We start from the raw sequence: 11,756 nt of genomic DNA, 5'->3' as shown, positions 1-11,756 counted from the left end.
CGGCGCCGCCCGAGAAAAGTGTGTGCTGGCGGTACTCAGGCGAGCGGTTCGACGAGGTCCTCCAGGGCGGCCCGCGGGTCGTCGGCCTTGGCGACGCCGCTCGCGAGCAGCACGCCGCTCGCGCCCAGGTCGCGCGCCGCGGCGAGGTCGTCGCCCGTGCTGATGCCCGCGCCGCAGTAGACGTCGACGCCCGGGTCGACCGCCTCGGCGGCGGCGACGGCGTCCTCCACGATGTCCGGGTCGGCCTGCGAGACGGGCGTCCCGGTGCCGATGAGTTCGGGCGGTTCGACGGCCACGGCGTCCGGGCCGAGGGTCGCGGCGGCCGCGACCTGCTCGGGGTTGTTCGCGCAGACCACGGTGTGGAGGTCGACGCGCTCGGCGGCGTCGAGGCTGCCGTCGATGTCCGCGAGTTTGCGGCGGTGCTCGGAGTGGTTGAGCAGCGTCCCGGTCGCGCCGTTGTCCGCGACTGACTCGGCGAGCACGCTCCCGGTGTGGCTGCCGTGCTCGACGGGGCCGACGTGCTGGGCGTAGGTCGTCGCGCCCGTCTCCGCGACCCGCGCGAGGTCCGCGGTCTGGGGCGCGATGGCGATTGTCGTGTCTGTCTCCGCGGCGACGTCGCGTGCGGCCGTCGCGACGGCGACCGGGTCGCAGGGGTAGGCCTTCAGGTTGACGAGTACGAACATACCGGAAAACCGTCCGCCCGGTCGAAAAAAGTTCCTAGCTGTCGTCGCCCTTCCGCCGGACCTTGTCGCCGAGGGTCAGCCCCGCGCTGTCGCTCTCGGAGGACCACTCCTCGTCGCTGGTGTCTCCGGACTCCGTGAGGACGATGCCGAGGTGTTTCTCGACTTTCTCCCTGACGTCGTCGCTCGGGAGGCTGGCACCGCGCTCGAGTTTCCGGATGACGCTCGCCTTCTCGTTGAGTTCGCTGGCGAGTTCCTCCTGGCTGAGTCCCTCCGCCTCGCGGGCGTTCCGGATGCGGTCGTCGTAGTCGCCGGCCAGTTCATCCATCTCGTCGAACATGTCCCTGCGGCGGCGGCCGCCAGAGGAGCCGGAGGACCCGCCAGACGAACCGGAGGAACCGCCAGACGACGAGGACGTCGAGTACTTCGTGCTGGTACTGCTGGAGGTCTGTTGCTCGACCTCAGTGCCGAAGTCTGCGCAGTCGTCGCAGACGTCCAACTCCGCGCCCTCGACCTTCACGGTCTTCGGGTTCGGAACGTCAGCACCACACATCTCGCACTGAACCATACCGCTACTTGCCCGGGGGCACGTTTAAATGGCACGCCCGGCCCGTCACCGGACTCAGGCGAGTTGCCGCCACGCGGAGACGAACCGCTGGACCGCCGTGAGGTGGCCGACGACGGCGAAGAGACCGAGCAGCCAGGCCACCAGCGAGAATCCGCCTACGGCCGGCACGAACACGGTGAAACCCCCGACGAAGCCGACGAGCGCGAGTCGGTCCGCGCGCCCGAGCAGGCCGCCGTACACCCGGTCGAGGCCGACAGCCTGGGCCTGTGTCCCGAGGTAGGACGTGAGCAGGACGCCAGTCACGGCGGCGAGGCCGAGGTCGTAGCGCCCGATGCCGGCGGCGAGCCCCGCGACCACGATGACGTCGGCGTACCGGTCGAGCACGTGGTCGAGCAGGTCGCCGGCCAGCGAGTCGGTGCCGAGCTCCCGCGCGAGCGCGCCGTCGAGCAGGTCGAGCCAGCCGTTGAGGAAGACGAGGAGCGCTCCGACGGCGTACGCCAGCGGCGTGGCGACGTAGAACGCCGCACCCGCGCCGACCGCGAACACGAACGCGACGACGCTGACGCCGTTCGGGGTCGCGCCGACCGCCTTCGCGCCGCGGACCCACGGCCGGAGCGCGCGGTTCGCGAGGGGGCGGAGTTGGTCCAGCGTCATAGGTAGTCGGTGAAGTCCACGTCGCCCGCGGAGGGGTCGCGGTCGCCCGAAATCGCGGCCTCGATTGCCGCCGCCACCGCTTCCGGGTCGCGGTCCGTGGTGTCTATCTCGTAGATATTGCCCTCGCCGTGGATGCGAACCGACTCGGAGAGGATGACGTCGAGCGACTCGCTCTCGGCATTTTCTTCGGCTTTCTTCGCTGGCTCGCCGCGCTCGGTCAGGCGGCGCTCCAGTTCCTCGGGCGCACACCGGAGGACGACGACGCGGTCGACGTCCAGGAGGTGCGCGAGGTGAGACTCCACCAGTACGTCGTCCTCGCCTTCGAGCCAGTCCCGAACGGCCTCGAGGTCGGCGACCTTGCTGTCCCGGGCCTCGTCGACCTCCGTGAACAGTCCCTCGCGCTCGATGAGGTCGTTCAGGTGGAGCACGTCGAGGTCCGTCTTCAGGAGGTCCGTCGCGCTCGTCTTGCCCGTCCCGGGCGTCCCAGTGACCGCCACTCTCACCGCGCGAGCACCTCGTTCAGCACCGCGACGGCGCGCTCGGTCTCCTCGCGGGTCCCGCAGGTGATGCGGACGTGCTCGGGGAGGCCGAAACTCGAACAGTCCCGGACCAGCACGCCCTCGCGCTTCGCGGCGTCGGTGACCTCGGTCGCGTCACCGACGTTCGCGAGCACGAAGTTGCCGTGGCTCTCGTAGGTCTCCGCGTCCAGTTCGTCGTGGATGTACTCCCGGCTCCACTCGACGCTCTCGACGGTCTTCTCGACGTGCTCGTCGTCGTCCATCGCCGCGAGGCCGGCCTTGCAGGCGACGGCGCTCGCGGCGAACGGCGTCTGCACGCGGGCGTAGGCGTCGGCCCACTCCGGGGGGACGACGGCGTACCCGAGACGAACGCCGGCGAGCCCGTAGGCTTTCGAGAACGTGCGGAGGACCGCCACGTCGTCGCGCTCGCCGAGCAGCGAGACGGCGGAGGGCGCGTCGGCGAACTCGCCGTACGCCTCGTCGACGACGACGAGTGCGTCCTCGCCCACCTCGTCGGCGATCTGCTCGACGTCGTCGAGGGAGAACCGCCCGCCCGACGGATTGTGGGGGCTCGTGAGGTAGACGACGCGCTCGCCGTCGTAGGCGTCGAGGACGCTGTCGGCCGTGAGCGCGAAGCCGTCGTCCTCGGTCACGTTGTACTCCGCGACGTCGCCGTGGTGGAAGCGCGCGCTCATCCCGTAGTAGGTGAATCCTGGCGACGGGACGAGCACCATGTCGCCGGGGTCGAGGGTCGCTCTCGCGAGGTAGTCGAGCGCGCCGTCGCCACCGTTGGCCAGCCACACCTGCTCGTCGGTGACGTCCCAGTGGTCTGCGACGGCGGCCGTCAGGTCGGCGTGGACGGCCTTCGGGTAGCGGTGGACCTCCGCGGCGCTCTCGCGGATGGCGCTCGCGGCCTTCGGACTCGGGCCGTGGGGGTTCTCGTTCGAGGAGAGTTTCACGAACTCGCCCGGTTCGCGGCCGAGTTCGCGAGCGACCTCCTCGATACCCCGACCGGCCCGGTACTCCACGTGGTCGGAGAGGTCCCGGAGTTGCATGCCCGGGAGAAGATGGGGGCGGGCCTTAAGCGTGCCTTCACGCGGCCGGGTAGCCGGTGGTTATCAGCGCGGCGCTCTCGTAGGAACACCATTGTAAAGGGCGTCGCCGGCCAACTGCCGGCCATGGCACTTATCGAGTCACTCGTCGTGTTCGCGGTCAGCCTGCTCGTGGGCGCCTTCGGCATCTACGTCGGTGCGCGCGCAATCGCCGACACGGAGGACTTCGGCTACGCCGTCGTCACCGCGCTCATCGGCGCCCTCGTCTGGGCGGTCGTCGGCTTCTTCATCGGCTGGATACCGTTCCTCGGGCCGCTACTGACGCTGCTGGCCTACGTCTGGGTCATCAACAGCCGATACCCCGGCGGGTGGGGGAGGGCGTTCGCCATCGCGCTCATCGCGTGGCTCGCCTCCCTCGTCGTCCTCTACATCCTCGCCGTCCTCGAGATATCCAGCTTCGGCGCCGTCGGCGTCCCCGGGCTCTGACACCCTCGCTCGCTGCAATCCCCGCGTTTTACGGCGGCTCCCTCCGGAGGGGTGGACATGGCACTCACCGAGACAGTCGTGTACGCCACGCACCTCCTGTTCGCCGCCCTCTGGACCGGGAGCGTCCTGTTCGCTGCACTCACCCTGCCCGGGCTCTCGGGTGAGCTCCCGGCGACCGCCAGGGACGCGGTCGCCAGCCGCCTACGGAACGTCTCCCGCGCGAGCGCGCTCCTCCTGTTCCTCACCGGCGGCTACATGCTCACGCTCGCGGGCTACACGGAGGGCGACGCGCTCACCGGCACCGACCGCGGCCTCCTCGTCGTCGCGATGGTCGTGCTCTGGTTCCTCCTCGCGGGCGTCGTTGAGGTAGCCGGCAGCAGAGTCGAAGACGGCGAGGACGCCACCGGCCTGCTGTACGGCGGGGCCCTGCTCTCGGTCCTGCTCCTACTGGACGCCGGCGCGCTCCTCGGCGGTATCTGAGGTACCGCTCACTCTTTCCCGTTGGCCAGCCTCACCGGGAGAACTATCTGCGAGGCACTCCGCCACCCTGTATGGCGAGTCGGCACCGGCTCACGAGCGTCGACACAGTCCGCGAGCAGGGGTCGTGGGCGTTCACCGCCCGGGACGAACACGGCGACGACGAGGAGTTCTTCCTCGTTCCCTGCGAGGGCGACGACCGGCCAGCCGTGGAGGCCTGGCTGAACCGCTGCACGCACGAGTCCCAGCGCCTCTACCGCGAGGGCGTCGGCGCCGTCGTCCGAAACGGCGAGATACTCTGCCCGAAACACGGGTCGATGTTCGACAACTGCTCGGGCTACTGCGACAACGGCGACGCCGCGGACACCACGCTCCCCTCCGTCGACGTCGAGGTCGAGAACGGCCAGGTGTACCTCACGGACGAGGACGTGCGCTTCCTCTACGAAGGCACGAAGAACGACGACGGCGACGACGGCGGCCCGGATTCGACCTCTCACATCCAGTTCTGAGCTACAGGCGGGCGGCCACGTGGCCGGCGGCCTTCAGCGCGAGTGCGGCGATGGTGAGCGTCGGGTTCATCGCGCCGCCGGTCGGGAACACACTGGACGACGCGATGGTCAGATTCCCGAGGTCGTGCGTCCTGAGTTTGGCATTCACGACGCTCTCGTTGGGGTTCTCGCCCATCCGTGTGGTGCCCATGTGGTGGAACGCCGGCCCGGTGGTCTCTGGCCCGACCGTCCACTCGACGTCGGCGCCGAGTTCGTAGAGGATGTCGCGCTGGATCTCGTTCGCGCGCTCGATGGTGCGGCGCTCGTAGTCGTCGAGCGACCAGACGACGTCGGGCACCGGGTTGCCGTGGTCGTCGGTGCGCTCGGGGTCGAGGCGGACCCTGTTCTCCGCCCGCGGTCGCTGCTCGACGAGCGCGCCCACAGCGGCGTGCGTGCCGTAGTCCTCGCGGATGCGCTCGAGCATCGCGTCGCCCCAGTCGTCGCCCGTGAGCGCCATCTTGACGGGCGACGGGCCGGCGTAGTTGAGGAACTCCAGTTTGATGGCGCCCCGGGAGTCGTCGGTTCGGTCGTAGAACTGGTGGCTCTCGGTGGTGTTGAAGCCGACGTGGTTCTGCCGCGTCGGTTCGTCGAGCGTGCCGCCCACGCCCGCGAACAGGTGGTCCGTGAAGTAGCGGCCGACGGCACCCGAGGCGTTCGCGAGGCCGTCCGGGTACTGCGGTGACTCGGAGAGCAGGAGGAGGCGGGGAATCTCGACGCCGCCCGCCGCGAGCACGAACTCGTTGGCGGTCTGGCGGTGTTCGGTGCCGTCGGGCGTCGCGTACACCGCGGCGGTGACGCGCTCGCCTGCGTCGTCGTGTTCGAGGCGCTGGACCGGCGCGCGGTCGACGACGCGCACTCCCTGGCTCTCGGCGCGCTCGACGTGGACGGTGGCGTCGTACTTCGCGCCCGACGGGCAGACCGGCTGGCAGGTGCCGTAGCCGACGCAGGCGCTCCGGCCCCCACGAGATTCGGAGAGTCTGGCGTTCGGCACGGAGTGCGTCGCGATGCCGAGTTCCTCGCAGGCCTCGGCGAACAGCGAGTCCGAGTGGCTCGGCGGAAATGCGGGGAGCGGGTGTGGCTGCTCACGGGGCGGCGCGAACGGGTTGTCGCTGGCGCCCGCGACGCCGAGCGCGTCCTCCGCGGCCGCGTAGTACGGCCGCAGGTCGTCGTAGGAGATGGGCCAGTCGGCGCCGACCCCCATCTCGTTCTCGAGGCGGAAGTCCTGCTCGTGGAGGCGCATCACCATCCCCTGCCAGTGGAGCGTCGACCCGCCGACGCCCTTCACGCGGGCCGCGTTCAGCGGGTAGTGCCGTTCGCCCGACGCGGAGTAAGCGTCCCGTTGGCCCCCCATCTCCCAGACAGAATCCGGGCCGTGGGCGGGCCGGATGTCCCGCTCCATGCGGCGCTCGCGGTCCACGTCGTCGAAGCGCGGGCCGGCCTCCAGAACGACGACGTCGTAGCCTTCGCGAGCGAGTCGGTCCGCGAGCAGGCTGCCGGCAGGGCCAGCACCGACGACGCAGACGTCGACGCTGTCCGAGGGCTCGCGATTCATCGCGGCCCTCGCTGGTAGGAGGTTGTGCCGCCGGGGTGGCCCTGCGGGTTCTCGATGCCCGCGAGTTCGCCGCCGGTCGGCGTGGTGAACAGCGCGTACAGCAGCTCGTTGACGAGGTAGTAGCGCGCCCGTTCGCGGTCGGTGCCGTCCGGCACCGGGTCGGCGACGTCGACGCTCATTCCGTCGAGGGTGCTCTCTCGGCTGTCCGGGTCGAGCGCCGCGAAGTCGTCGCCGTTCCACTCACGGCTGTAGTCGTCCAGCGCGGCGACGGCGTCCGCCACGCCCGCTGCGTACTCTGGTCGGTCACGGACTCGGTTGACGCTGTACTGGCGGACGAACGACTCGACGCCCTCGACGGCCGAGGGGTAGACGACGCCCGCGACGGCGACGAGCGTCTCCACCTCGTGGCCCCCGACAGGGTCGCCGTCGGGTTCCTCGATGAGGGTCGCGCCCGCGCCGACGGCTGCGCCGGTGGCGGCGAGCGCGGCGATGACGTCGCGTCGCGTCAGCTCCATTCGCGAACGTCTTAGGCCAGCCTAATCTTCAGGGTTGCGCTTCCCGGCCCCTGAGCGACGACCGTGGATTTACGTGCGGTCGAACGAAGGACGCGGCATGGAGACGCGACCGGTGGTCGCCGTCGCGCTCGCGGTGCTGTTCGTCACCGCGGGCTGTCAGGCGCCAGTCCAGCAGGGCGCGACCGCCGCCCCGGAGAACGCCACGGCGACGACGGACGGGACGACCCAGGCAGCGCCGGAGGAGACCGAACTCGTCAGGGTGACCGACGAACTCCCGTTCCGAGTGACCCCCATCTACGAGCGCGTGGGTCGGATGCTCGGCGTCCCGGAGGCGGAGCGCCCGACAACCGTGGTAGGCGTCGAGGAACCGCCACAGGGTGACGTTCTCGGCGCGGCGTCGACGAGCGGCTTCACGAACCTCGTCGGCATCGAACCGCTCCCGTCCGCGGGTGAAGGTGGCGGCGTCAGCGTCGGCGCGGTGGCCCGCGGGACGCTGGTGACGCTGTTCGACCACCCCAACGCCTCCGTCGCGTGGAAGGAGAACGTCCTCGCTCACGAGTTCGTCCACGTCTACCAGACCCGCCTCCCCACCCGTGAGGGCGTCGACGACCTCGACAGGCGGCGCAACCACCGCTTCCTGAAGTCCGTGGTGACCGAGGGATCCGCGCAGTACGTCCAGGAGCGCTACGCCGTCCGCTACCAGAACCAGACGCGGAACCAGACGGCCATCACCGCCAGGTGGAAGAACGCCTCGGCGTACGTCCGCTGGCGCCTCGCGCCCTACGAGTACGGCTCGCGGTACTTCGCACTCCGACTCCAGAACGCCAGCGGGGTCACGGACGTCTACGAGGACCCGCCCCGGACAGCCGAACAGGTGGCCCACGGCTACGCCCCCGAGGCGGAACCGGCGAAGGAGCTGTCGGTGGACCTCGCGGCCACGGACAGCGAGTTCTCTCGGATGCGTGCGACGACGAAGGGCGAACTGTTCGTCAGGCTCGCGCTCTCGACGGAACTCGGCTGGGAGCGCGCGGCCGACGCCTCCGCGGGGTGGGGGATGGACCGGCTCCTGCACGTCTCCGGCGACCACGGCGCGAACACGTACGCCTGGGTGCTGCGCTGGGACGACGCCAGCGAGGCCGCGGCGTTCCGCGAGGCGTTCGCCGACTACGACGCCAGCAACGGCGTGGCCTTCCGCACGGAGGCCGTGACCGACGAGACTGTCGTCGTCTACGCCGGCGACGAGGCGTTCGTGGAGAACGCGAGCGCGACCGGCAACAGTTCGGACGTCACGGTCCGCGTCTGAGAAGAGCCTTCCTTCCCGCTACGGCTGCTCGACGTCGTGTTCGAGCGTGCCGACACCCTCCACCTCGACCTCGACGCTGTCGCCGTCGGTCAGTTCGGCGACGCCCGCTGGCGTCCCCGTGATGACCACGTCGCCGGGTTCGAGCGTCATGTACGCCGTGATCTCCGCGAGCAGCTCCGGCACGTCGAAGATGAATCGCTCGATAGATGAGGACTGCCTGACCTCGCCGTTCACGCGGAGTTCCACGCTCGCGTCATCGGGAAGTTCTTCGGGTGTCGCCAGCACTGGGCCGAGCGGGCAGGCGCCGTCGAAGGCCTTCCCGCGCACCCAGTTGCGCTCCTCGCTCTGGTCGGTGCGGTTCGAGACGTCGTCCGCGCAGGTGAACCCCGCGACGGCGTCCATCGCCTCGCTCTCGTCGAGGTTCCGGCACTGTTCGCCGACGACGACGGCGAGTTCGGCCTCGTGTTCGATCTCCTTGCCGGCGGGCAGCGTCACTGTGTCGCCATGGCCGGCGAGCGCGTTCGGCGGTTTCAGGAACAGCATCGGGCGGTCGGGGACCTCCGAGCCGCGCTCCTCGGCGTGCTTGGCGTAGTTCCGGCCGATGCAGACGACCTTCGATGGCTCGCAGGGCGGCAGCACGTCTACGTCACTCGTGTCGTAGGTCCGTCCGCCGAAGGAGACGGTTCCGTCCTCGTATTCGCCGGTTCGAACGGCGCCCGCCGGGTCGCGGAATCGCATTCGGTGCATGACAGCGGATTCCCGCCGCCCGTGCGTAAGGATTTGGGCCGGGGCAATCGCTCACTGGCCGAGTCGCACGTCTGGGTCGGCGGTCGTCTTCAGAGCGTCACGAGGTAGTAGAGGAACGCCACGAAGCCGAAGACGCCGAGCAGAGTGGTGACGACGAGACCGACGACGTACGCGCCGTCGAGGCCGCCAGCCAGGTCCGCTGTGCCAGCGGCGACCACGGCGAGTTCGAAGACCACGGCGGCGAGGAGGGCGTTGCGAACGCGGTCAGGGTGCGTTCGAGCAGGTTCTGTCTCCCGGACGGCGTCCACGTCCATGCCGGGGCGTCTCCGGGGAGGGAGAAGAATCCACCGGGCCGTCACGTTTTATGTGTGAATCGGGCGAATGTGAGTACGCTATGGAACTCACCTGGTACGGTCACTCGACGTGGCACGTAGAAGTCGGGGAGACGAGCCTGCTCATCGATCCGTTCTTCGACAACCCGTTCACCGACACGGACCCCGAGGAACTCGACCCGGACCACGTCCTGCTGACCCACGGGCACGCCGACCACATCGCGGACGTGGACCGCTTCCGCGGCGCGCACTTCGTCGCCACACCCGAACTCGCGGGCTGGCTCGGCGACCAGCACGGCATCGACGACGCCACCGGGATGAACCTCGGCGGCACCGTCGAACTCGGCGACGCGTTCGTGACGATGGTGCGCGCGGACCACTCCAACGGCATCGACACCGACTACGGCACCTCCGCGGGGATGCCCGCCGGCTTCGTCATCTCGAACACTAAGCCGACCCAGGTCGCCGACGAGGAGAGCGAGACCTTCTACCACGCGGGCGACACCAGCCTCCACACCGAGATGCGGGACGTCGTCGCGCCGTACCTCGAACCCGACGCCGTCGCCGTCCCCGTCGGCGACCACTTCACGATGGGGCCGTGGCAGGCCGCCGTCGCCGTCGACTGGATCGACGCCGACGTGGTGTTCCCGATGCACTACGACACGTTCCCGCCGATCGAGATCGACGTCGAGGACTTCGAGCGCGAGGTCGAGGCGGTCGGCAGCGACGCCCAGGTACACGTCCTCGACGGCGACGAGACGTTCGACCTCACCGAAGGCTACTGAGGTCGGCCCCGGCTTCCCGAGTCGCAGGGGCATCCTCCGCAGGCGAACGCCTCCGAAAGAACAACGCTTACACGGCGGGCGCTGGACTATTCGACCGTAATGACAATCGAAGTTACCAGCACGTCAGAGGAAGGCTACGTCACGCGGTCCCGCGTCGGGGACTTCGAACTCACCGTCGACGCGACCGGCGAGGACGGCCCCGAACCGAACGCGGTCTTCATCGCGAACTACGCGTCCTGTTTCATCCCGGCGTTCCGCGTCGGCGCCAACAAGGAGGGCCACGAGGACCTCGGCCGCGTCGACATCGACGTCGAGGGCGACGTCAACGAGGACGACGACCTCGAAGCCATCCGCTTCCACATTCTCGTGGAAGCCGACCTCGACGACGAGACGTTCGACGACATCGCCGAGCGCGCCGAGGACATCTGCCACGTCCACACCGCGCTCCGCGACGGTCTCCACGCGGAGATCTCCGGCGAGACCGGCGCGTTCTGAACGCAGTTCCCGAACTCACCACTCGTTTTTGTCGTAGCATACAAGCGGGCTGCCTGCGTAGCCCCGCACATGAGTGGCTGGCAGGACCAGATCGTCGGCGCACGCATGACCGTTGACCAGCAGTTCGCCGACCGCGTCCGGGGGTCGTCGCTCTCGCGCTCCCAGTGGGGGCTCGTCATGACCGCCGTCGAGTTCGAAATAGAGAACCCCGAGGACCCGGAAACGGCGACCTTGGTCGCGGACACGTCGAAACTCCAGCACGTGCTCCCCGAGATGGCCAACGTCGACGAACAGATGAACGCGATGGGCGGCGGCTCCGCGGGCGGCAGCAGCGGGGGCGGCGTCGTCGGGAACATCAAGAACGCGCTGGGGCTGGGTGGCGGCGACGACGACAACGAAGAACTCGCCGAGGAGTCGGCGCAGCTCGCCCAGGAGTACGCCGAACAGCTACAGGCGCACCTCGAGAGCGAGGACCGGTGGGACGAGGTCCGCCGGGTCGCCGCGAACTACTAACCGTCGCCGGAGCGGAACATCGTCAGCTCCTCGGCCTCGTAGATGTTCAACAGCTCCGTGACGAGTTCGTCGTAGGACTCGTCGTCGACCGCGAGCGAGTCGAGGCGCTCGACCGTCTCCTCGCTGAGCGTGATCTCTGGCATACTTCGAGAAACGGCAGCCGGCCGCATAAACACACAGGCGGGAAGGTTTTTGCCACCGCGGTGCTGACTGGTCGTCTATGGGTGACGGCTTCAATCTCGACCTGCGGAACGCCGAGGAGGAGATCGACCTCCCGGAGGAGTTCGAGGGCCACGTCATGCTCGGCGTCCTCGACGGCACGACGCCGGACGCCGAGTGGCTCGACGAAATCGACAACGGCAACGTTCTCCTGCTCGCCGTCGACGGCGACCTGAACGAACTCGCTGCCGGCTTCGCCGGCGACGTCAAGGACGGCGGCGGCACGCTGATGCACTTCCGGGACTTCCTCGTCGTCGCGCCGCCCGGCGTCGGCGTGGACACCGACCGACTGTAACGCGTCTCGTTTTCCGG

The 11,756-nt window shown here is 69.3% G+C and carries 18 protein-coding genes; 8 read left to right on the top strand and 10 right to left on the bottom strand.

The genetic code is table 11. The features are described 5' to 3' along the window. Positions 1-35: 35 nt before the first annotated feature. Genes HALDL1_11180 through HALDL1_11160 form a run of 5 tightly spaced genes read right to left on the bottom strand, consistent with a single transcriptional unit; the run spans position 36 to position 3,475 of the window. Entirely contained in the window at positions 36-683 is a 648-nt protein-coding gene (locus tag HALDL1_11180) for a triosephosphate isomerase (GenBank protein AHG04099.1), read from the bottom strand. 34 nt (positions 684-717) lie between these two features. Continuing rightward, positions 718-1,248 carry a transcriptional regulator gene (locus tag HALDL1_11175; GenBank protein ID AHG04098.1) on the bottom strand — a complete coding sequence of 177 codons (531 nt, stop codon included), beginning with the start codon at positions 1,246-1,248 and terminating at the stop codon, positions 718-720. Positions 1,249-1,302: 54 nt separating this feature from the next. Beyond that, positions 1,303-1,902, bottom strand: coding sequence for a CDP-diacylglycerol-glycerol-3-phosphate 3-phosphatidyltransferase (locus tag HALDL1_11170; protein AHG04097.1), 600 nt, complete (start codon positions 1,900-1,902; stop codon positions 1,303-1,305). After that, positions 1,899-2,405 carry an adenylate kinase gene (locus HALDL1_11165; GenBank protein ID AHG04096.1) on the bottom strand — a complete coding sequence of 169 codons (507 nt, stop codon included), beginning with the start codon at positions 2,403-2,405 and terminating at the stop codon, positions 1,899-1,901. The genes HALDL1_11170 and HALDL1_11165 overlap by 4 nt, the downstream gene beginning before the upstream one ends. Continuing rightward, positions 2,402-3,475 carry a histidinol-phosphate aminotransferase gene (locus tag HALDL1_11160; GenBank protein AHG04095.1) on the bottom strand — a complete coding sequence of 358 codons (1,074 nt, stop codon included), beginning with the start codon at positions 3,473-3,475 and terminating at the stop codon, positions 2,402-2,404. The genes HALDL1_11165 and HALDL1_11160 overlap by 4 nt, the downstream gene beginning before the upstream one ends. Positions 3,476-3,598: 123 nt before the next feature. On the opposite strand from HALDL1_11160, the gene HALDL1_11155 reads away from it, so the two are divergent. The 3 genes from HALDL1_11155 (at position 3,599) to HALDL1_11145 (ending at position 4,944) form a co-directional block, all read left to right on the top strand. Continuing rightward, complete coding sequence (locus tag HALDL1_11155; GenBank protein AHG04094.1) at positions 3,599-3,958, top strand: hypothetical protein; 360 nt, start codon at positions 3,599-3,601, stop codon at positions 3,956-3,958. Positions 3,959-4,015: 57 nt separating this feature from the next. Next, positions 4,016-4,438, top strand: a complete 423-nt coding sequence (locus HALDL1_11150) for a hypothetical protein (protein AHG04093.1) — start codon at positions 4,016-4,018, stop codon at positions 4,436-4,438. Between the two features lie 71 nt (positions 4,439-4,509). After that, entirely contained in the window at positions 4,510-4,944 is a 435-nt protein-coding gene (locus HALDL1_11145) for a (2Fe-2S)-binding protein (GenBank protein AHG04092.1), read from the top strand. A 1-nt stretch (position 4,945) separates the two neighbouring features. On the opposite strand, the gene HALDL1_11140 is transcribed toward HALDL1_11145, so the two are convergent. Together HALDL1_11140 and HALDL1_11135 are read right to left on the bottom strand one after the other, a co-directional pair. After that, positions 4,946-6,535, bottom strand: a complete 1,590-nt coding sequence (locus HALDL1_11140) for a GMC family oxidoreductase (protein AHG04091.1) — start codon at positions 6,533-6,535, stop codon at positions 4,946-4,948. Next, positions 6,532-7,050 carry a hypothetical protein gene (locus tag HALDL1_11135; GenBank protein AHG04090.1) on the bottom strand — a complete coding sequence of 173 codons (519 nt, stop codon included), beginning with the start codon at positions 7,048-7,050 and terminating at the stop codon, positions 6,532-6,534. Before HALDL1_11135 ends, HALDL1_11140 begins: the two co-directional genes overlap by 4 nt. 97 nt (positions 7,051-7,147) lie before the next feature. On the opposite strand from HALDL1_11135, the gene HALDL1_11130 reads away from it, so the two are divergent. Then, entirely contained in the window at positions 7,148-8,353 is a 1,206-nt protein-coding gene (locus tag HALDL1_11130) for a hypothetical protein (protein ID AHG05304.1), read from the top strand. Between the two features lie 18 nt (positions 8,354-8,371). Here HALDL1_11130 and HALDL1_11125 read toward each other — a convergent pair whose 3' ends face one another. After that, a complete protein-coding gene (locus HALDL1_11125; GenBank protein AHG04089.1) occupies positions 8,372-9,100 on the bottom strand; it encodes a 2-hydroxyhepta-2,4-diene-1,7-dioate isomerase in 729 nt (242 codons plus the stop codon). An 89-nt stretch (positions 9,101-9,189) separates the two neighbouring features. Beyond that, on the bottom strand, positions 9,190-9,414 hold the full coding sequence (locus tag HALDL1_11120; protein AHG05303.1) for a hypothetical protein: 225 nt from the start codon (positions 9,412-9,414) through the stop codon (positions 9,190-9,192). Positions 9,415-9,494: 80 nt separating this feature from the next. Between HALDL1_11120 and HALDL1_11115 the strand changes: the two genes are divergently transcribed. From HALDL1_11115 to HALDL1_11105, 3 genes are all read left to right on the top strand, one after another. After that, complete coding sequence (locus HALDL1_11115) at positions 9,495-10,217, top strand: hydrolase (protein ID AHG04088.1); 723 nt, start codon at positions 9,495-9,497, stop codon at positions 10,215-10,217. 99 nt (positions 10,218-10,316) lie between these two features. After that, entirely contained in the window at positions 10,317-10,712 is a 396-nt protein-coding gene (locus HALDL1_11110) for a hypothetical protein (protein AHG04087.1), read from the top strand. Between the two features lie 69 nt (positions 10,713-10,781). Beyond that, positions 10,782-11,225: a hypothetical protein gene (locus tag HALDL1_11105; protein ID AHG04086.1), complete on the top strand. Its 444-nt coding sequence runs from the start codon at positions 10,782-10,784 to the stop codon at positions 11,223-11,225. Here the strand turns inward: HALDL1_11105 and HALDL1_11100 are convergent. Then, entirely contained in the window at positions 11,222-11,368 is a 147-nt protein-coding gene (locus tag HALDL1_11100) for a hypothetical protein (protein ID AHG04085.1), read from the bottom strand. The genes HALDL1_11105 and HALDL1_11100 overlap by 4 nt on opposite strands. Before the next feature lie 77 nt (positions 11,369-11,445). On the opposite strand from HALDL1_11100, the gene HALDL1_11095 reads away from it, so the two are divergent. Continuing rightward, on the top strand, positions 11,446-11,739 hold the full coding sequence (locus HALDL1_11095; protein AHG04084.1) for a hypothetical protein: 294 nt from the start codon (positions 11,446-11,448) through the stop codon (positions 11,737-11,739). The last annotated feature ends 17 nt before the right edge of the window (positions 11,740-11,756 follow it).

The organism is Halobacterium sp. DL1, from assembly GCA_000230955.3.
GTDB lineage: Archaea > Halobacteriota > Halobacteria > Halobacteriales > Halobacteriaceae > Halobacterium.
The sequence above is the reverse complement of the archived record's forward strand: the minus strand, read 5'-3'. Positions and strand labels throughout refer to the sequence as shown.

Coding starts and splice junctions, on each gene's coding strand:
- HALDL1_11100 (AHG04085.1), bottom strand. CDS start 11,368: ATGCCAGAGATCACGCTCAGCGAGGAGACGGTCGAGCGCCTCGACTCG.
- HALDL1_11170 (AHG04097.1), bottom strand. CDS start 1,902: ATGACGCTGGACCAACTCCGCCCCCTCGCGAACCGCGCGCTCCGGCCG.
- HALDL1_11110 (AHG04087.1), top strand. CDS start 10,317: ATGACAATCGAAGTTACCAGCACGTCAGAGGAAGGCTACGTCACGCGG.
- HALDL1_11180 (AHG04099.1), bottom strand. CDS start 683: ATGTTCGTACTCGTCAACCTGAAGGCCTACCCCTGCGACCCGGTCGCC.
- HALDL1_11160 (AHG04095.1), bottom strand. CDS start 3,475: ATGCAACTCCGGGACCTCTCCGACCACGTGGAGTACCGGGCCGGTCGG.
- HALDL1_11105 (AHG04086.1), top strand. CDS start 10,782: ATGAGTGGCTGGCAGGACCAGATCGTCGGCGCACGCATGACCGTTGAC.
- HALDL1_11145 (AHG04092.1), top strand. CDS start 4,510: ATGGCGAGTCGGCACCGGCTCACGAGCGTCGACACAGTCCGCGAGCAG.
- HALDL1_11155 (AHG04094.1), top strand. CDS start 3,599: ATGGCACTTATCGAGTCACTCGTCGTGTTCGCGGTCAGCCTGCTCGTG.
- HALDL1_11175 (AHG04098.1), bottom strand. CDS start 1,248: ATGGTTCAGTGCGAGATGTGTGGTGCTGACGTTCCGAACCCGAAGACC.
- HALDL1_11140 (AHG04091.1), bottom strand. CDS start 6,535: ATGAATCGCGAGCCCTCGGACAGCGTCGACGTCTGCGTCGTCGGTGCT.
- HALDL1_11130 (AHG05304.1), top strand. CDS start 7,148: ATGGAGACGCGACCGGTGGTCGCCGTCGCGCTCGCGGTGCTGTTCGTC.
- HALDL1_11135 (AHG04090.1), bottom strand. CDS start 7,050: ATGGAGCTGACGCGACGCGACGTCATCGCCGCGCTCGCCGCCACCGGC.
- HALDL1_11120 (AHG05303.1), bottom strand. CDS start 9,414: ATGGACGTGGACGCCGTCCGGGAGACAGAACCTGCTCGAACGCACCCT.
- HALDL1_11095 (AHG04084.1), top strand. CDS start 11,446: ATGGGTGACGGCTTCAATCTCGACCTGCGGAACGCCGAGGAGGAGATC.
- HALDL1_11150 (AHG04093.1), top strand. CDS start 4,016: ATGGCACTCACCGAGACAGTCGTGTACGCCACGCACCTCCTGTTCGCC.
- HALDL1_11125 (AHG04089.1), bottom strand. CDS start 9,100: ATGCACCGAATGCGATTCCGCGACCCGGCGGGCGCCGTTCGAACCGGC.
- HALDL1_11115 (AHG04088.1), top strand. CDS start 9,495: ATGGAACTCACCTGGTACGGTCACTCGACGTGGCACGTAGAAGTCGGG.